The organism is Acidovorax sp. GW823-FHT05D11, assembly GCF_058795695.1.
This window is the reverse complement of record NZ_CM179502.1, coordinates 1,065,152-1,083,969: the sequence shown is the minus strand read 5'-3', so window position 1 is coordinate 1,083,969 and position 18,818 is coordinate 1,065,152. Positions and strand designations below refer to the sequence as shown.

General features: G+C 66.4%; 16 protein-coding genes. 4 read left to right on the top strand and 12 right to left on the bottom strand.

Annotated features, from left to right (window positions below):
- The first annotated feature begins 229 nt into the window (after positions 1-229).
- Positions 230-520: a co-chaperone GroES gene (locus AC3RCE_RS04935; RefSeq protein WP_005799501.1), complete on the top strand. Its 291-nt coding sequence runs from the start codon at positions 230-232 to the stop codon at positions 518-520.
- Positions 521-617: 97 nt separating this feature from the next.
- Positions 618-2,270, top strand: a complete 1,653-nt coding sequence (gene groL / locus AC3RCE_RS04930) for a chaperonin GroEL (protein ID WP_218340408.1) — start codon at positions 618-620, stop codon at positions 2,268-2,270.
- Positions 2,271-2,554: 284 nt separating this feature from the next.
- Here the strand turns inward: groL and AC3RCE_RS04925 are convergent, their stop codons facing one another.
- The 4 genes from AC3RCE_RS04925 to edd all read right to left on the bottom strand — a co-directional run bounded on the left by AC3RCE_RS04925 (position 2,555) and on the right by edd (position 8,067).
- Positions 2,555-4,654 carry a TonB-dependent siderophore receptor gene (locus tag AC3RCE_RS04925; RefSeq protein WP_218340409.1) on the bottom strand — a complete coding sequence of 700 codons (2,100 nt, stop codon included), beginning with the start codon at positions 4,652-4,654 and terminating at the stop codon, positions 2,555-2,557.
- Between the two features lie 321 nt (positions 4,655-4,975).
- Positions 4,976-5,275 (bottom strand): DUF805 domain-containing protein, encoded by a 300-nt coding sequence (locus AC3RCE_RS04920; RefSeq protein WP_218293348.1) that lies wholly within the window; start codon positions 5,273-5,275, stop codon positions 4,976-4,978.
- A gap of 219 nt (positions 5,276-5,494) precedes the next feature.
- On the bottom strand, positions 5,495-6,124 hold the full coding sequence (eda, locus tag AC3RCE_RS04915) for a bifunctional 4-hydroxy-2-oxoglutarate aldolase/2-dehydro-3-deoxy-phosphogluconate aldolase (RefSeq protein ID WP_218293347.1): 630 nt from the start codon (positions 6,122-6,124) through the stop codon (positions 5,495-5,497).
- Positions 6,125-6,297: 173 nt separating this feature from the next.
- Positions 6,298-8,067, bottom strand: a complete 1,770-nt coding sequence (gene edd / locus AC3RCE_RS04910; protein WP_492244380.1) for a phosphogluconate dehydratase — start codon at positions 8,065-8,067, stop codon at positions 6,298-6,300.
- A gap of 99 nt (positions 8,068-8,166) precedes the next feature.
- Between edd and AC3RCE_RS04905 the strand changes: the two genes are divergently transcribed.
- Positions 8,167-9,072 (top strand): SMP-30/gluconolactonase/LRE family protein, encoded by a 906-nt coding sequence (locus tag AC3RCE_RS04905; protein ID WP_492254646.1) that lies wholly within the window; start codon positions 8,167-8,169, stop codon positions 9,070-9,072.
- 89 nt (positions 9,073-9,161) lie between these two features.
- Here the strand turns inward: AC3RCE_RS04905 and AC3RCE_RS04900 are convergent, their stop codons facing one another.
- From AC3RCE_RS04900 to pgi, 3 genes are all read right to left on the bottom strand, one after another.
- A complete protein-coding gene (locus tag AC3RCE_RS04900) occupies positions 9,162-9,512 on the bottom strand; it encodes a hypothetical protein (protein WP_218293344.1) in 351 nt (116 codons plus the stop codon).
- 106 nt (positions 9,513-9,618) lie between these two features.
- A complete protein-coding gene (locus AC3RCE_RS04895) occupies positions 9,619-10,848 on the bottom strand; it encodes an AGE family epimerase/isomerase (RefSeq protein WP_492254645.1) in 1,230 nt (409 codons plus the stop codon).
- 68 nt (positions 10,849-10,916) lie between these two features.
- The gene (gene pgi, locus AC3RCE_RS04890; protein ID WP_492254644.1) at positions 10,917-12,482 is read right to left on the bottom strand and encodes a glucose-6-phosphate isomerase; all 1,566 of its coding nucleotides are present in this window, start codon (positions 12,480-12,482) and stop codon (positions 10,917-10,919) included.
- A 187-nt stretch (positions 12,483-12,669) separates the two neighbouring features.
- Here pgi and zwf point away from each other — a divergent pair, with 187 nt between their 5' ends.
- Positions 12,670-14,124, top strand: a complete 1,455-nt coding sequence (gene zwf / locus AC3RCE_RS04885; RefSeq protein WP_218293341.1) for a glucose-6-phosphate dehydrogenase — start codon at positions 12,670-12,672, stop codon at positions 14,122-14,124.
- 54 nt (positions 14,125-14,178) lie between these two features.
- Here zwf and gloA2 read toward each other — a convergent pair whose 3' ends face one another.
- The 5 genes from gloA2 to AC3RCE_RS04860 form a co-directional block, all read right to left on the bottom strand.
- The gene (gloA2, locus tag AC3RCE_RS04880) at positions 14,179-14,595 is read right to left on the bottom strand and encodes an SMU1112c/YaeR family gloxylase I-like metalloprotein (protein WP_492244375.1); all 417 of its coding nucleotides are present in this window, start codon (positions 14,593-14,595) and stop codon (positions 14,179-14,181) included.
- A complete protein-coding gene (gene glk, locus AC3RCE_RS04875) occupies positions 14,592-15,569 on the bottom strand; it encodes a glucokinase (RefSeq protein WP_492254643.1) in 978 nt (325 codons plus the stop codon). Before glk ends, gloA2 begins: the two co-directional genes overlap by 4 nt.
- A 200-nt stretch (positions 15,570-15,769) precedes the next feature.
- The gene (locus AC3RCE_RS04870; protein ID WP_492254642.1) at positions 15,770-16,843 is read right to left on the bottom strand and encodes an ABC transporter ATP-binding protein; all 1,074 of its coding nucleotides are present in this window, start codon (positions 16,841-16,843) and stop codon (positions 15,770-15,772) included.
- Between the two features lie 17 nt (positions 16,844-16,860).
- Positions 16,861-17,730, bottom strand: a complete 870-nt coding sequence (locus tag AC3RCE_RS04865) for a carbohydrate ABC transporter permease (protein WP_218340419.1) — start codon at positions 17,728-17,730, stop codon at positions 16,861-16,863.
- Entirely contained in the window at positions 17,720-18,601 is an 882-nt protein-coding gene (locus tag AC3RCE_RS04860) for a carbohydrate ABC transporter permease (protein ID WP_492244372.1), read from the bottom strand. The genes AC3RCE_RS04865 and AC3RCE_RS04860 overlap by 11 nt, the downstream gene beginning before the upstream one ends.
- Positions 18,602-18,818: the final 217 nt, after the last annotated feature.

Here is an 18,818-nt window from a genome sequence, read left to right as displayed (position 1 = left end):
TGAATGGCGGAACAACGAAAGTAGAGTGGCGTTCCGCACGTTCCGCAACATCCGCAGTAACAGACAGCCGAAATGTGCGCGGCGTCTTGAAACCGCCACAAATGCCCGTATCATTAGCACTCACCACAGACGAGTGCTAACACCGCACCGCCTGCCGGAAATTTCGCAGCGCCTGGTCCCCCGGGTGCTGGTAAGTCAGCTTTTTTTCACTGAAAACAGGAGCAATGCAATGAACCTTCGCCCTCTGCACGATCGCGTGATCGTCAAGCGTATCGAAAGCGAAACCACGACCGCCTCCGGCATCGTGATCCCTGACAACGCCGCTGAAAAGCCCGATCAAGGTGAAGTGCTGGCCGTTGGCCCCGGCAAGAAGAACGACAAGGGCGAACTGATCGCCCTGAACGTGAAGGTCGGCGACCGCGTTCTGTTCGGCAAGTACTCGGGCCAGACCGTCAAGGTCAAGGGCGACGAACTGCTGGTCATGAAGGAAGACGACCTGTTCGCAGTCGTCGAGAAGTAATCCTTTCTCCTTCGGTTTACTCACTTTTTCATAGCTGCTAGCGCTTTACCAATAAGCGCTAGAAGCATTTTTGATTCAAATCTTGTAGGAGCCAAACATGGCAGCAAAAGACGTAGTTTTCGGCGGCGAAGCCCGCGCACGCATGGTTGAAGGCGTGAACATCCTGGCCAATGCGGTCAAGGTGACCCTGGGCCCCAAGGGCCGCAATGTGGTGCTGGAGCGCTCGTTCGGCGCCCCTACCGTGACCAAAGACGGTGTGTCCGTGGCCAAGGAAATCGAACTCAAGGACAAGCTGCAGAACATGGGCGCCCAGCTCGTGAAGGAAGTGGCCTCCAAGACCAGCGACAACGCTGGTGACGGCACCACCACCGCCACCGTGCTGGCCCAGGCCATCGTGCGCGAAGGCTTCAAGTACGTGGCCGCCGGCATCAACCCGATGGACCTCAAGCGCGGTATCGACAAGGCCGTGACGGCCCTGGTCGCCGAGCTGAAGAAGGCTTCAAAGCCCACGACCACCTCCAAGGAAATCGCCCAGGTGGGCTCGATCTCCGCCAACTCCGACGAAACCATTGGCAAGCTGATCGCTGACGCCATGGACAAGGTCGGCAAGGAAGGCGTGATCACCGTGGAAGACGGCAAGTCCCTCGACTCCGAACTGGACGTCGTGGAAGGCATGCAGTTCGACCGCGGCTACCTGTCGCCCTACTTCATCAACAACCCAGAAAAGCAATCCGCGATTCTGGACAACCCCTTCGTGCTGCTGTTCGACAAGAAGATCAGCAACATCCGCGACCTGCTGCCCACGCTGGAGCAAGTCGCCAAGGCCGGCCGTCCGCTGCTGATCATTGCCGAAGAAGTCGAAGGCGAAGCCCTGGCGACGCTGGTGGTCAACACCATCCGCGGCATCCTGAAGGTCGTGGCCGTCAAGGCTCCAGGCTTTGGCGACCGCCGCAAGGCCATGCTGGAAGACATCGCCATCCTGACGGGCGGCAAGGTCATCGCTGAAGAAGTGGGCCTGACCCTCGAGAAGGTGACCCTGGCCGACCTGGGCCAGGCCAAGCGCATCGAAGTGGGCAAGGAAAACACCATCATCATCGACGGCGCCGGCGCCGCTGCTGACATCGAAGCCCGCGTCAAGCAAGTGCGCGTGCAGATCGAGGAAGCCACGTCCGACTACGACCGCGAAAAGCTGCAAGAACGCGTGGCCAAGCTGGCTGGCGGCGTGGCCGTGATCAAGGTCGGCGCTGCCACCGAAGTCGAAATGAAGGAAAAGAAGGCCCGCGTGGAAGACGCGCTGCACGCAACGCGCGCAGCTGTGGAAGAAGGCGTTGTGGCCGGTGGTGGCGTGGCCCTGCTGCGTGCCAAGCAAGCCGTGGGTGACTCGATCAAGGGTGACAACGCCGACCAGGAAGCCGGTATCAAGCTGGTGCTCAAGGCCATCGAAGCGCCCCTGCGCGAAATCGTGAACAACGCCGGCGGCGAAGCCTCGGTGGTGGTGAACGCTGTGTTGGCCGGCAAGGGCAACTACGGCTTCAACGCATCGAACGACACGTACGGCGACATGCTCGAACTGGGCATCCTGGACCCCACGAAGGTCACCCGCACGGCCCTGCAGAACGCTGCCTCCGTGGCATCGCTGCTGCTGACGACCGAAGCCATGGTTGCAGAAGCACCCAAGGACGAGGCCGGTGCTGGCGGCGGCATGCCCGACATGGGCGGCATGGGTGGCATGGGCGGCATGGGCATGTAATTGCCCGGCCGCTCCGGGTGGAACCCAGGTTCTGCCCGGTAGCCCACAAAAAACCCCGCAGGTCGCAAGACCTGCGGGGTTTTTTACTTGGAACACGTGAAGCACGTCGTGGCGCGGGCCGCTCTTTCGACATTTGTATCGCGATTCACTGCACAGCGCCAGCCCAGAGCAAAGGGCCCGGCCTTCGCATGGGCACTGTCCCGTGCCAGTGCCGCCGTGCAAGGGCCGCCCCGCCGCATGGGCGGCGTCCCCCTCGGGGTAAGACGCGAGGCGGCTCATGGGGGTTAAAACCTATACGTCGCGCTCAGCACCACGTTGCGGCGCGTGGCCCACCAGCAGTCACCGCGCGACAGGCAGGTGCTCATGTACTTCTTGTCGGCGAGGTTGCTGATGTTGAGGGCATAGCGCCAGTCCTGGGTATCGTAGGCCAGCAGCGCATCGACCACCCCGGCGGACGGAACCTCGGGGCCGGTGCCGTCGCGGAACGACGACAGCCAGCGGTAGCCCGCGCCCGCCGAGAAGCCGCGCACACCGCCGATGGAAAAGCGGTACACGCCCCACACGGCGGCCTGGTGGCGGGGAAGCCCTTCCAGCAGGGGATCGACGTCCGTGTAGTTGTAATGGGCCGTCAGGTCGAAGGCCGTGGCCACGCGGGCCTTGTACTCCAGCTCCAGGCCCTTGTTGCGGGTCTGGCCCACCTGCAGCGAGTTGTCGGGGTTGGTCGGGTCGGCCACCTTCTGGTTCTTTTCCTTGAGGTCGTACACCGCCGCCGTGAATTGCGTGGAGCTGCCCGCGGGCGCGTACTTCACCCCCACCTCGATCTGCTCGCCCTGCAGCGGCTTGAAGCGCTGGCCATAGGCGTTGGTGCCGCTCACGGGGCTGAAGGACTCCGCGTAGCTGATGTAGGGCGTCCAGCCCCCGGCCAGCTGGTACATCACGCCCAGGCGCTTGGTGGTGTCGCTCGTGCGGTCATCCGTCTGGCCCGCCAGGCCGTTCACGGCGCGGTCGTGGCGCAGGCCGGCGATGAAGATCCACGGGCCCCACTTCATCTGGTCCTGCACATACAGGCCGCTTTGGCGCTGCACGTTCTCGGGCCTGGCGATGAGCGTGGGGTTCAGGCGGTGGCCGTACACCGGCGCATAGGCGTCGATGGGCGTGTTGTAGGCATCGTCCGCCTCGTTCTTGTTCTCGGTCTGCCGGTTCCAGTCCACGCCCAGCAGCAGCTGGTGGCTCAGCGCGCCGGTGGTGAGGTTGCCCTGCAGGTGGGTGTCGACCGCGGCCATGCGCGTGCGCGTGACGTTCTTGCCGTAGATGCGGCCCGTCAGGCGCTGGTTCACGGGGTCCCAGCCGAACCCGCCGGGGACCGTGAAGAAATCGGCGTAGTGGTAGCCGCCGCGGTTCTCGTTGCGCGCCAGGCGCAGGTTCTGGCGCACCGTCCAGGCATCGTTGAAACGGTGCTCGAACAGGTAGCCGATGGATTCGCGGTCGCTGTCGTAGTAGTCGCCGGGCTCGCCGATGAAGCGGTTGATGGGCAGCATGCCATTGGGGTTGGGCAGCAGCGTGCCCGACCAGGGCAGGAACTGCGCCGTGCTGCCCGTGCGGTCCTGCTGCCAATGGGCCTGCAGGGTGAGCGACGTGGCGGCATTGGGCCGCCAGGCAAGCGAGGGCGCGATCAGGCGCCGGTCGTTCTGCACGTAATCGGTCTGCGTGTCCGCATCGCGCGCCACGGCCACCAGGCGGTACGACCATTCGCCGTCCTGGGTGAGCGGGCCGGTCAGGTCGGCCTGCAGCTGCTTGCGGTTCCAGCTGCCGATCTGCACGCCCACCTCGCGCTGCGCCTCCTGCAGGGGGCGCTTGCTCACCATGTTGACCACGCCGGCCACCGTGCCTGCGCCGAACAGCATGCCCGAAGGGCCGCGCAGCACCTCGAGGCGCTCCAGCGTGTAGGGCTCGGCGGGGGTGCTGCTGGTGTACCAGTTGTAGTTCTGGCGCAGCCCGTCGAGGTAGGTGTCTGGCGAGCTGCCGCGCACGCGCACGCTGTCGGAACGGCTGTCGAGGCCGTAGGCGTCGCTGCGCACGCCCGCCGCGTACAGCAGCGCCTCCTGGAAGGTGGTGGCCCCCTGGTCCACCAGCTGGTCGCGGGTGACCACGGTGACGGACTGCGGGGTTTCCGACAGCGGCGTGTCGGTCTTGGTGGCGGTGGCTGCATTGCGCGCGCGGTAGCCCACCACCGGGCCGGTAGCCGTCTCCTTCTCCGCGCTGGCGTCGACGCGCACCTCGGACAGCGTGGCCGCCGCGCCCTGTGCCACCGCCCAGGTAGGGGCCAAACCGAAGGCCAGCGCGATGCCCATGCAGACCGCCGTCTGCCGATGTTGGATTGCCATGATTTTTCAGAATGGAAGTAAGAATGATTACCATTTTAAAAATCAAAGCAGCCTCCTGGACGGATCCGGCGCGGGATGTCGTACAACGACAACATCCTTGGCCCCCGATTTTTTCCTGAATTCATCAAATTTAATAGCAGCTCACGCTTGTATATCAAGCGCAAAGGCCACTTTATTCACGATCCGGGCGGCGGACTCCCTCCAGAAAAACCAGGGCGATGCCCATATGCCCACAAGCGCGGCCCCAACAAAAAAGCCCGCCGGCCGTAAGGCAAGCGGGCTTCGCGGGTTGCAGGCCAGGCGGGCCTGCCTGGGGCGGGATCAGCCCTCGCTGGGCTGCACCCACCAGTAGATCAGCACCAGCACACCGATGCCGGTCAGGGTCAGCAACTGCCACCAGCCCGAGCGGCCGATGTCATGCAGGCGGCGCGCGCCCACGGCCAGCCCGGGCAGCACCAGCGCGAGGGAGACGATGCCGGAGATCACGTCGCCCAGGAAGCTGGCGACCACCATCACCGCGACCTGGAACAGAAAGAACCACCAGAACTCGGAGCGCACGGCGCGACCCGAGAAACCCGCGTACTGCGTCAGGCAGCTTTTGACAGCCGAAACAAAATCCATACAGAACTCCCTCTCTTTGAAACGTGAAGCCGTTGTGGCAGGGCCAAGCCCCGCGCCATGATAGGGGCGCACAGGGCATCCAGTCCACACGTCCCACCACTCCATCGGCGGCCCCACGCCTGGCAGCCGGGCCACAGGGCAAATTTTGCTTCTTTTTTTATAGCTTGCAGCGCTTGCCGGATAAGCGCTGACGGCCTATTTGAGCATGAATCCTGGTGTTCACGCGGCCTTGCGCAACGCATGCGTGTCGCGCGCCAGCTGGGTGATGCGCGCCCAGTCGCCCGCACGCACGGCGTCGGCGGGCGTCAGCCACGAGCCGCCCACGCAGCGGACGTTGGGCAGCGCCAGGTAGTTGGACGCGGTGGCCTGGGTGATGCCCCCCGTGGGGCAGAAGCTCACCTGGCCGAACGGGCTGGCCCAGGACTTGAGCAGCGGGATGCCGCCCGCGGCCTCCGCCGGGAACAGCTTGAGGAACGAAAACCCGTCCGCCAAGGCCGCCATGATCTCGCTGGACGTGGCCACGCCCGGCAGCAGTGGCAGGTTGAGCCCCTTGCAGGCGCTGCCCACCTCGGACGTGTAGCCAGGGCTCACGGCAAAACGCGCCCCGGCCTCGCTGGCGCGCCGCGCATCGTCGGCGTTGAGCACCGTGCCCACGCCCACCACCGCTTCGGGCAATTGGCGCGCGATGGCAGCGATGGCGGGCAGGCCGGCGGCGGTGCGCAGCGTCACCTCCAGCACCTTCACGCCACCGGCCAGCAAGGCCTCGGCCAGGGGCAGCGCGTCTTCCACGCGGTCGATCACGATGACGGGAATGACCGGGCCATGGCTGGCGATGTCGAGAGGATTCATGGGTTTGTGCTCCTTGGTGTGTTCGGTGTCGGATGCCGCAAGCGGCCTACAAAACTAGCGCGGCGCGATGCCAGTGCACCCGTGGAACGGGCTTTGCCAGGCCACCGGGTGCGTCCCCCTCCCGCGCAGGGAGGGAGGAGGAAGCCGCGCAGCGACTCAGGGGGTGCATCCTGCTACAGCCATGTGCAGGCGCCTTGTTCCGCACCGCCCGCGTGGCGGCGGAAGTTGGTGAAGAGTTCGCGGCCGAAGCCGGTGGCGGGGGGCGCGGTGTAGGGCGCCAGGGGGCGGGCGGCCCAGGTGGCCTCATCGACCAGCACATCCAGCGTGCCGGCCACGGCATCCACCCGCACGATGTCGCCATCCAGCACCTTGGCCAGCGGGCCGCCGGCCAGCGCCTCGGGCGTGACGTGGATGGCGGCGGGCACCTTGCCCGACGCGCCGCTCATGCGGCCGTCCGTCACCAGCGCCACCTTGAAGCCCTGGTTCTGCAGCACCGCCAGCGGCGGGGTGAGCTTGTGCAGCTCGGGCATGCCGTTGGCCTGCGGGCCCTGAAAGCGCACCACGGCCACCATGTCCTGCTGCACCTCGCCCGCGCTGAACGCGGCCAGCAAGGCCTCCTGCGAATCGAACACGCGCGCGGGCGCCTCGATGACGTGGCGGTCTTCGGGCACGGCCGAGACCTTGATCACCGCGCGGCCCAGGCGCCCCTGCAGCAGGCGCAGGCCGCCCGTGGGGGAAAACGGATGGGACACCGGGCGCAGCACGGTCTCGTCGCCCGACACCGCCGGTGCGCCCTGCCCGCCCGCGGCGATGCCGCCCGCGTTCACACTGCCCACGCCCGGGTGCATGAAGCCCCCTTGCAGCAGTTCGCGCAGGATCCATGCGGGCCCGCCCGCGGCCTGGAACTGATTCACGTCGGCATCGCCATTGGGGTACACGCGGGCCAGCAGCGGCACGGCGGACGACAGCTCGTCAAAGTCCGACCAGTCGATCAGGATGCCCGCGCTGCGCGCAATGGCCACCCAGTGGATCAGGTGGTTGGTGGAGCCCCCCGTGGCCAGCAAGGCCGCCATGGCATTGACGATGCAGCGCTCGTCCACCATCCGCCCGATGGGCGTGAAGCGCTGGCCGCGCTTGCCGATGTCGAGCACGGTGCGCACGGCCTGGCGCGTGAAGGCTTCGCGCTCCTCGGTGCCGGGCGGTGCAAAGGCCGCGCCGGGCACGTGCAGGCCCATGGCCTCGAGCAGCATCTGGTTGCTGTTGGCCGTGCCGTAGAAAGTGCAGGTGCCAGGGCTGTGGTACGCGGCGGACTCGGCCTTGAGCAGTTCGTCGCGCCCCACCAGCCCTTGCGCGTACTGCTCGCGCACCTTGGACTTGTCCTTGTTCGACAGCCCCGTGCCCATGGGGCCCGCGGGCACGAACACGCAGGGCAGATGCCCGTAATGCAGCGCGCCGATGAGCAAGCCGGGCACGATCTTGTCGCACACGCCCAGCAGAAGCACGCCGTCGAACACATCGTGGGACAGCGCTACCGCAGTGGCCATGGCAATGGCGTCCCGGGAGAACAGGGACAACTCCATGCCGGGCGTGCCCTGCGTCACGCCGTCGCACATGGCGGGCACGCCGCCCGCCACCTGCGCGGTGGCGCCGTGGCGCGCGGCCTCGTCACGCAGGATGGCGGGGTAACTCTGGTACGGCTGGTGGGCCGACAGCATGTCGTTGTAGGCCGTGACGACGCCGATGTTGGGCGCCTTCTCCACGGTGACCTTGAATTTTTCGGCGCCGGGCAGGGCCGCGTAGGCATGGGCCAGGTTGGCGCAGCCCATGCGGTCTTGCGCGGGCTTGCGCTGGATCATGGCCTCGACGCCGGCCAGATAGGCGGCGCGGGTGTCCTTGCTGCGCTCGATGATGCGGGCCGTCACGCGCGCTACGACTGAATGCATGGGATGCTCCATCGGTGGGTTGGGCCTGGGCACCTGTTCCAGCGCAGGCCACTGTTTGAGGCCCTAGAATGTAACTCGATAACCATCCCATTTCAACCCATGACCTTGCAGTGCCTGCCCCTTGCGCCCTCCGAACTGGGCGAATCGCCGTTCTGGCACCCCGAGGAAAAATGCCTCTATTGGTGTGACATACAGGGACTGGCGGTGCACGCCTGGACCCCGGGGGACGGCCGCCACCGGCAATGGAAGACCCCCAGCGAACCCGGCTGCTGCGCGCCCGTCGCCGACAAAAAAATAGTAATCGGGTTACGGGACGGCTTTTACCTGCTGGACACCACCACCGGCGCGTTCACCCTGCTGGCCCTGCTGCCCCCCGCCCGCCACGACACCCGCGTGCTGCGCCTGAACGATGGTCGCTGCGATGCGGCGGGCCGGTTCTGGGCGGGGTCGGTCATCAGCCCGCGCACGGCCCCCGACGCCGCGCTCTGGCGCCTGGAGGTGGCCGAGGGTGGTTACCGCGTGCACTACATGGCGGGCGACAACTTCACCGCCAACGGCCTCGCGTTCAGCCCCGACAACCGGTATCTGTACTGGTCCAACACCCCGGAGCACCGCATCGACCGGTTTGACTTCGATGTGGCGACGGGCGCCATCGCCAACCGACAGCCCTGGGTGCAGTTCGGCCGCAAGGTGGAAGGCCAGCCCTACGGCGGCCGGCCGGATGGCGCGGCGGTGGATGTGGAGGGCAACTACTGGGTGGCGATGTACGAGGGGGCGTGTGTGCTGCAGCTGTCTCCAGCGGGGCAAGTGCTGCAGCGCATTGAAGTGCCAGTGCAGTGCCCGACCATGGTGTGTTTTGGAGGGGCGGATTTGCGGACGCTGTACATCACGTCGGCGCGGGCGGGAAGGCCGGTGGAGGAACAGGAGGCAGCGATTCCTGCGGGGTCGCTCTTGAGCGTACGGGTCACGGTGACCGGTCTTCCGGTGAACCGCTTCAAGGCCTGAACCGGGCAGGCAAAGGCGCGCGGGGCGGGGCCTCGCGGCATATTGCCCATTCAAAGTTGAGAGCGCAGTAGACGTCGCGGCGGCTGAACTTACCGGGTGAGCACCGGGCGGGGGCCAGCGCGACTTTTCAATCCTTGCTCCCAGTCCGTCCGCCGGGTCCGCATCAGGATCAGCACACCCAGAACCGTTCCGATGGGGAATGCAAAAAGCAGCAGGATTCCGAGAGTTCGCGATAAATTCCGACCCCACAAATGGCCGGAGCGGACACCACGCAATGCGGCGCAATGAAGCACGAAAGGCGTGCCGAAGATGCCCGCAAGAATCAACACCCCGCTTCCACTCGCGTTGTCACCGGCCAAGTAAATGACGCAAAGCAGCGCCGCGCCGATGCCGTAGAAGATTGACAGCCCGAAGTGGATTCGGGCGAGTGACCTGTTCATGAACTGCTCCTTTTGGCGGGATCGTTCCTGTGCACCATACCCGCCCCGCCATGCATGCGCCGCCGCAGCCGCGTGCGGTGCCAGCCGAGGCGACGAAGCCCACGGCTCAATCACCCGTTTTCATCGCCCCCAGCACGTCATAACACGCCCCCATGTTGTGATAGTCCACCTTCCCCGCGTTGCTCTTCTCTCGCGTGTGGTTGCGGTTGGCACCGTCGAGGACGCGAAACCACGCGCCGTGTTCGTGGTCCACGAAGTGCTCCCAGCAATACGCCCAGATTCGGTCGTACCAGTCCCAATAGCGCTCGTCGCCCGTGCGCACAGCCAGCACCGCCGCAGCCGCCATGCTCTCGGCCTGCACCCAGTGGTATTTGCCGTCGTCGCAGATGCTGCCGTCGGGCGCCATGCCGTAGACGATGCCGCCGTGCAAGGCATCCCAGCCCTTCTCCAGCGCTGTGTCGAAGAGGAAGCGCGCACAGGGCAGATGCCAGTCCGCCGGCGCCAGGGCGTCCAGTTGCAGCAGCAGCTTGGCCCATTCGGTCTGGTGGCCGATCTGGTAGCCCCAGGGGCGGAAGATGTTGCTGCGGTCGTGGCGGTTGTAGTCCCAGTCCACCGACCAGTCGGCGTGGTAGTGCTCCCACACCCAGCCCTCGGCAGCAGGGGCCGAGGTGCGGTCCGACAACGCGGCCTGGCGCTGGCAGATGCCCTGCGCGAGCTGTTCGGCGCGCTGGATATAGCGCTGCTCGCCGGTGGCGCGAAAAGCCGAGATCATGGCCTCACAGGCGTGCATGTTGGCGTTCTGGCCCCGGTAGTCCGCCAGCACCCAGTCGGGCGACGCCTCATCGGCGTACAAGCCCTGCGCGGGCTGCCAGAAGTGCTGCCCGGCGGTGTCGAAGGCATCGGCCAGCCAGCCGCGTGCCTCGGGCACTCCGGCCTCCAGCGCCCGTGCATAGGCCAGCATCACGAACGCCATGCCGTAGCAATGCCGCGTGCCATCCAGCACCGTGGCACGGCCGCCCTGCCAGTCGATGAGCCAGGCGTAGCCGCCGGTGGCGGGGTCGAGGAACGCAGTGCGCAGAAACTGCAGCGCGTGCACCATGCCGCTCTGGTAGCGCGCCTCGCCCGTGGTGCGGTAGAGCATGGCATGGGTGACCACAAAACGCGTGGCGCTGACCAGGTGGCGGGTGCGCGTGTCGTACACCGTGCCGTCGTCCAGGAAGAAGTGGTACATGCCGCCACTCGCGTCGGTGGCCACGGGCTCGTAGAACGCCATGGTCTGGCGGATGTGCGCGCGCAGGAAGTCGGCGGACCGGAAATCCGGCCGGGGTGCGGTCATGGTGTCTCCTCGAAAAATCGCCAGTGCCCGTGGTCGCGCCGCCGCAGGACGGCCGCCACCGGTCTTTGTCAAATGCCGGCGCGCAGCCGGGCGAGCAACCCGGCGGTGGAGCCGTCGAGCCCTGCGGCATCGCCGCTGGCCAGGCGCGCCTCGATGTCCTTGGCCAGCACCTTGCCCAGTTCCACGCCCCACTGGTCGAAGCTGTTGATGCCCCACAGGCTGCCGCTCACGAACACGCGGTGTTCCTGCAGCGCGATCAGCGCGCCCAGCGACGCGGGGGTGAGCGCATCCAGCAGCAGGAAGGTGCTGGGCCGGTTGCCCGGGAAGTGGCGGTGGCCGTCCTCCCCGTCCTTGCCCACCATCAGCGCCTGGGCCTGCGCCAGGGCGTTGGCCAGCAGCTTGTCGTGGTGGCCTTCCAGGGGATGGGTGGGCTGGCGCACGGCGATGAGCTCCAGCGGCAGCACGTCGGTGCCCTGGTGCAGCATCTGGAAGAACGCGTGCTGGCCGTTGGTGCCCGGCTCGCCCCACAGCACGGGCGACGTGGCATAGGGCAGCGGCTGGCCGTCCAGCCCCACGCGCTTGCCGTTGCTTTCCATCTCGAGCTGCTGCAGATAGGCCGGCAGGCGGCGCAATGCCGCGTGGTAGGGCGCGATACAGCGGCTGGTGAAGCGATGGAAGTTGCGGTACCAGATGTCCAGCAGGCCCAGACGCACCGGCAGGTTCTGCGCCAGGGGCGCCGTGCGAAAGTGCTCGTCCATGGCGTGCGCTCCGGCGAGCAGATCGCGGAAGCCCGCCGAGCCAATCGCGATCGCGATGGGCAGGCCAATGGCCGACCACAGCGAATAGCGCCCGCCCACCCAGTCCCAGAAGCCGAAGGTGGTGGTGATGCCCAGCGCCTTCGCGGCATCGACATTGGTGGTGAGCGCCGCAAAGTGGCGCCCCACATCCTGACCGCCTTGCGCCGCAAACCAGGCCAGCGCCGAGCGCGCGTTGGTCATGGTTTCTGCGGTGGTGAAGGTCTTGGAGGCGATGAGGAACAGCGTGTTCTCGGCCTTGAGCGACTGCAGCACCGTGTGCAGTTCGTGGCCGTCCACGTTGGAGACAAAGTGCAGCCGCTTGCCCCGCGCGCGGAACTGCTCCAGCGCCAGCACGGCCATGTGCGGGCCCAGGTCCGAACCGCCGATGCCGATGTTCACCACGTCGGTGATGGCGCCATCCGCACGCACCGTGTCGGCATAGGCCAGCATGGCATCCAGCGTGGTGTGCACCTGGGCCAGCTTCTGCGCGATGTCCGGCCCGTCGCCGGGCAGCGCCAGGCCCCGGGGCCGGCGCAGCAGCGTGTGCAGCACGGCGCGCCCTTCGGTGCTGTTGATGGGCTGGCCACCGAACATGGCGTCGCGGTGCTGTTCCAGGCCACAGGCACGGGCCATGTCCAGCAGCAGCGCCTCGGTGGCGGCGTCCCACAGGTTCTTGGAAAGATCCGCAAACACCTCGGGCGCGTGCTGGCTGAAGTGCCCAAACCGCTGCGCATCGCTGGCAAAGGCCTCCCGCAGGTCCAGACGGCTGCCATCTGCGGTGAACGCGGCCTGCAACTGAGGCCACTCTAGGGTTTGGTCGCAACGGAGGGAGGGCATGGTGGATTCAGGATATCGGGGAGGTGAAAACCGGCGAGATAGTAACTTGATTACACAATTTTTCTGATACTTTTCTGCGCACGAACTGTCAAAAAACGTTTACAGCCTCTACAGCTACACAACCCAATGTAACGAGATTACAATTTCCAGCCTCAGACGCACAACAACACCCTGATATGGAGACCCCATGAGTTTTGACCTTGTCCTGTTCGGTGGAACAGGTGATCTGGCGTGGCGCAAACTCATGCCGGCGTTGTTCCAGGCGTTCCGGCACGGAACGCTGCCCGAGGGAGGCCGCATCATTGCGGTGGCGCGCGACGAGCTGAGCCATGAACAATACCGCAGCCTGATCCAGTCGCGCTTTGACAGCGTGGATCTGGCCAAGCGCCCCACCCCGGACGAGTTCGAACGCTTCGGCGCCCTGCTGCACTACCTGCGCATGGACCTGTCGCAAACGCAGGACTACGCGCGCCTGGCCACCTTGCTGCACGAGCGCGCCGCCGACACCGTGGTGATGTACGTGGCCACCGCGCCCAGCCTTTTCACCAACGTGTGCGAACAGATCGCCGCCGTGGGCCTGAACGGCCCCGCCACCCGCGTGGTGCTGGAAAAGCCCCTGGGCCACGACCTCAAATCCAACCAGGCCATCAACGACACGCTGCGCCGCGTGCTCAAGGAAGAGCAGGTCTTTCGCATCGACCACTACCTGGGCAAGCCCGCGGTGCAGAACCTGTTTGCGATGCGCTTTGGCAACGCGCTGTTCGAGCCACTGTGGCGGCGCGAGAACATCGCCAACATCCAGATCACCATCGCCGAGGAGCTGGGCGTGGAAACGCGCGGCGCCTTCTACGACCAGACCGGCGCGCTGCGCGACATGGTGCAGAACCACGCGCTGCAGCTGCTGTGCGCCATCGGCATGGAGCCGCCCATCAACTCCAGCGCCAATGCGATCCGCGACGAGAAGCTCAAGGTCCTGCAGTCGCTCAAGCCCTGGAGCATGGAGACCATTGGCCAGCATGTGATCCGCGGCCAGTACGCCGCGGGCAAGACCCACGGGCACAACGTGCCGGGCTACCTGCAGGAAAAAGGCGTGGCCAGCGACAGCACCACCGAGACCTTCGTGGCGCTGCGCACCGAGATCAGCAACTGGCGCTGGGCCGGCGTGCCGTTCTACATCCGCACCGGCAAGCGCCTGGCGGGGCGCGACGCGCACATCGTCGTCAACTTCCGCCCCGTGCCGCACCCCATCTTCAAGATGCCCTCGGGCGCGGTGAACCGGCTGGTGATCAACCTGCAGCCCAGGGACGGCCTGGAGCTGCACCTGCTGGCCCAGGGCGCGGCCCAGCACCAGACCGAACCCGCGCTGTCGCAGGTGGCGCTGAACCTGGACTTCGACCAGCGCTTCGGCACCGAGCGCGTGGGCGCGTACGAGCGCCTGCTGCTGGACGTGATCGCCGGGCGGCTGAACTTGTTCGTGCGCAGCGACGAACAAGAAGAAGCCTGGCGCTGGGTGGAGCCCATCCTGCAGCACTGGAAGAACGACCCCGCGGGCCCGCGGCCGTACGCACCGGGCAGCTGGGGCCCGAGCGCCGCCAGCGCCATGATCGCGCGCGACGGGCATTGCTGGAGCGAAGAGATGTGATGCCATGGAAAAGAAAGGCCCTGCGGGGCCTTTCTTGCTCCCGGCCCCGGCGGTCTAGCGCCTGACGGGCCCCGGCCCCACCAGCTCGATCGGCAGACCGTCCGGATCGGCGAAGAAAGTGAACGACGCGCCCGTGAACGGATCGATGCGCACCGGCTCTGCCGCCACGCCATGCGCGGCCAATGCCGCCAGGCTGGCGTCCATATCCGCCACGCGCAAGGCCAGGTGGCGCAGGCCGCAGGCCTCGGGATACGACGGGCGGGCCGGCGGGTTCGGAAAGGAAAACAGCTCCACCTGCGAACCATCGGGCAATTGCAGGTCCAGCTTGTACGACTCGCGCTCGGCACGGAACACCTCGTTCACCACCGGCAGGCCCAGCACCTCGGTGTAGAAGCGGCGCGAGCGTGCGTAGTCGCTGGCGATGATGGCCACATGGTGCACACCGCTGACCTGCAAGGCGGGGCCGCTCATCCTCCGGAGCCCGCGATGTCCAGCGCGCGCGACGCGCCATGCAGCGCGGGCGTGGCGCTCGGATCGATGACCCAGCAGGGTATCGACGCGAGGTACGGCTGAAACCGCCCCTTGGCCTCGAACCGCGCGCGGAAGGAGGATTTGTCGAACCACGCGCCCAGGCGCGGCACCATGCCCCCGCCGATGAAGACGCCCCCGCGTGCCCCCAGGGTGAGTGCCAGGTTGCCCGCCACGCTGCCCAGAAAGCCGCAGAAAAGATCCAGCGCCTCCAGCGCCAGCGCGTCGTGGGACTGCAGGGCCAGCTCAGTCACCTGGGCGGCCGAGCTGACCTCCTTTCCACCCCGCTGCGCGAGGCGGCGCAGCGCGTGGTACAGGTCCACCAGCCCCGCACCACACACAGCGCGCTCGGCCGACACATGGCCGTAGCGCTCCTGCAGGATGGCCAGTACGTCGAATTCACGCTGCGTCTGCGCCGCCAGCGACACATGCCCGCCCTCCCCCGACAAGGGCACGCCGTTGCTGGAGCCGGGCGGGAACACCAGCCCCGACACACCCAGGCCCGTGCCCGGGCCCAGCAGCGCTATCGCGGCGCCCGGCACCGCCTCGCCGCCGCCCACGGGGCGCAGCAGGTCGGGCGTGAGCAGGGGCAGCGCCAGTGCCAATGCGGTGAAGTCGTTGATGACCACGAGCCGCTCGAAACCAAACGCCTCGCGCACCGCGCGCTGCGAAAAGCTCCAGCTGTGGTTGGTCATGCGGATCGCGTCGCCCGTGACGGGGTTGGCGATGCCGAACGCCGCCTCGCGCGGCGCGGGCACGCCCACTTCCTTCAGGTAGGCCGCCAGCGCGGCATCCACGGTGGGGAACTGCGCGCAGGGCAGCACCCGCGTGTCGTTCAAGGGACCGCCCGGCTCGTTCTGCCAGGCCAGCCGGATGTTGGTGCCGCCGATGTCGGCGAGAAGGCGCTGAGGGTGCATAGGAAAAAGATGGAGACCAAAGGTCACACGCCCCGCTGCCCTGCGGCAGACGGCGGCCCGTGGATCATGAATGCTATTATTTATATAGCTATTCGCGCTTTGTGGACAAGCGCTGGAGCCTCTTTTTACCTGAATTACCTCTTCAGGCAAAGACCAAAGCCCCTTCTTGCGGCGACCCAGCGGCGGGAGGCTCGTCCTTCTCAGCCCGTCAATCGCTCTTCGGACTTCGCATCGAACCAGTGGGCGTTGGCCGGTGCCACCGTCAGGCCCACCTGGTCGCCCGGCTGCACGCGGGTTTGTGCGTCGGTGCGCAGCGTGACGCTGCCTGCGGCGGTGTCCACCATCACATAGGTGTCGGGGCCCGTGGGCTCCACCACGCTCACCTGCCCGCGCCAGGGCGCACCGTCCTGCAGCTGCAGCTGCAGGTGCTCGGGGCGCACGCCCAGCAGCATCTCCGCGGCGCCCGCGGGCGGTGCCAGGTCCAGCGCAGCTCCCACGATGCCAAACTGCCCGCCGGCCTGCACGCCACCGCGCAGCAGGTTCATGGTGGGCGAGCCGATGAAGGTCGCCACGTAGGTGTTGGCCGGGCGGTTGTAGATCTCGTCGGGGGTGCCCAGCTGCTGCACGACGCCGCCCTTCATCACCGCGATGCGCGAGCCCAGGGTCATGGCCTCGACCTGGTCGTGCGTCACGTACACGCTGGTGATGCCACTGGCCTGGTGCAGGCGCTTGATCTCGGCGCGCATCTCCACGCGCAGCTTGGCGTCCAGATTGGACAGCGGTTCGTCGAACAAAAAGAGCTGCGGCTGGCGCGCCAGCGCCCGGCCCATGGCCACGCGCTGGCGCTGGCCGCCCGAGAGCTGGCTGGGCCGGCGGTCCAGCAGGTGGCTGATCTGCAGCATGGCCGCGACTTCGTCGATGCGTTTTTGCCGCTCGGGCCTGGGCATCTTGCGCATCTCCAGCGCAAAGCCGATGTTGTCGGCCACGGAGAGCGTGGGGTACAGCGCGTAGCTCTGGAACACCATGGCGATGTCCCGGTCGCGCGGGGGCATGCCCACCACGTTCTTGCCGGCGATGCGGATCTCGCCCTCGGTGGGCTCGTCCAGGCCCGCAATGATGTTCAGCAGCGTGGACTTTCCGCAGCCCGAGGGGCCGACCAGGATGAGGAACTCGCCTGGCGCGACGTGGATGTCCACCTTGCGCAGCACCTCCACGCTCTTGTCGCCCTTGCCAAAACGCTTGTTGATGCCTGCGATGTCGAGTGATGACGCCATGATCTCTACTTACCTTCTTAACCTTTGACGGCGCCGGCAGTGAGCCCGCGCACAAAAAACTTACCGGCCAGCACATAGATCACCATCGTGGGCAGGCCCGCGATGATCGCGGCCGCCATGTCCACGTTGTAGGCCTTCACGCTGCTGCTGGTGTTGGCCAGGTTGTTCAGGCCCACGGTCACCGGCTTGGAGTCGGTGCCCGAGAACACCACCCCGAACAGGAAGTCGTTCCAGATGTTGGTGAACTGCCAGATCAGCGTGACCATGATGATGGGCGTGGACAGCGGCAGCACGATGCGCCAGAAGATCTGGAAGAAGCTCGCGCCGTCCATGCGCGCGGCGTTCACCAGCTCTTTCGGAATGGCCGCGTAGTAGTTGCGAAAGAACAGCGTGGTGCCGGCCAGCCCCGCCAGGCAGTGCACCAGCACCAGGCCCGTGATGGAGCTCGACAGCCCCAGCCAGCCGAGCACCTGGCTCATGGGCAGCAGCACCACCTGGAAGGGCATGAACACGCCGAACAGCAGCATGCCGAACAGCGCATCGCTGCCCCGGAACTTCCACAGGCTCAGCACGTAGCCGTTGAGCGCGCCCCACACGGTGGAGATCAGCACCGCCGGCACGGCCATGGCCACCGAGTTCAGGAAGAACGGGCGCAGGCCGTTGCAGTCCACGCCGGTGCAGGCGCTGGACCACGCGGTGCCCCAGGCCGACCAGTTCAGCGCGGCGGGCAAGGCCAGCAGCGACGTGCTGCGGATCTCCTCGGCGTCCTTGAAAGACGTGACCAGCATCGCGTACAGCGGCAGCAGGAAAAAGGCGGTGGCCAGGGCCAGCACCGCGTAGACCAGCAGGCGGCCCACGGAAGGAAATACAGAAGGCTTAGCGGTCATGGGGCTTGGTCCGCAGTTCGCTGTAGAGATAAGGAATGACCAGCGCCGCCACGGTGGCCAGCATCATGGTCGCGCTGGCCGCGCCCAGGCCGATCTGGCCGCGCGAGAACGACATGGTGTACATGAACGTTGCGGGCACGTCGGTGGCAAAGCCGGGGCCACCGGCCGTGAGTGCCATCACCAGGTCGAAGCTCTTGATCGCCAGGTGCGACAGCACCATGAGCGTGGAGAAGAACACCGGCCGCAGCGCGGGCAGCACGATGCGCCAGTAGATGCGCGGCAGCGATGCGCCATCGACCTGCGCGGCCTTGATGATGCTGTCGTCGATGCCGCGCAGGCCGGCGAGGAACAGCGCCATCGCAAAGCCCGCGCTCTGCCAGATGCCGGCGATCACCACGCAGTAGATGGCCATCTCGGTGTCCACCAGCCAGCCGAATTCGAAGTTGGGAAAGCCCCAGTCGCGCACCATTTTTTCGATGCCCAGGCCCGGGTTCAGCAGCCACTTCCAGGCCGTGCCCGTGACGACGAACGACAGCGCCATCGGGTACAGGTAGATCGTGCGCAGCGCGCCCTCGGCGCGGATTTTCTGGTCCAGCAGCACGGCCAGCACCACGCCGATGGCCAGGGACCCGCCCACGTAGCCCACGCCGAAGATGCCCAGGTTCTTCAAGGCCACCCACCAGCGGTCCATCTCCCACAGGCGCTCGTACTGCGCCAGGCCCGCCCACTCGTAGTTGGGCAGCATGCGCGAAACAGTCAGGCTCAATACGCCGTTCCACAGCATCAGGCCGTAGATGAACGCAAAGCCCAGAACAAAAGCCGGTGTCACGACCAGCTTGGGCAACCATGTCTCGAACGTATTCTTGGTCATCGCCGGGCCACCCCATGGTGAAGAAACATCCCCCTCGGGGGCAGCGACCCGCGCGGCGGCGGAGCGTGGGGGTCATTTTTCATGGCTGCGAAAAAATTTCTGGCATGTGCCTGCATATGAAAAAAAAGGGGGGCACGCACAGAGTGCCCCCCAAAGAACAAAGTCACCTCTGACTAACTCGCTAACTCACTTCACCATTCCATGTCCGGGCCACAGG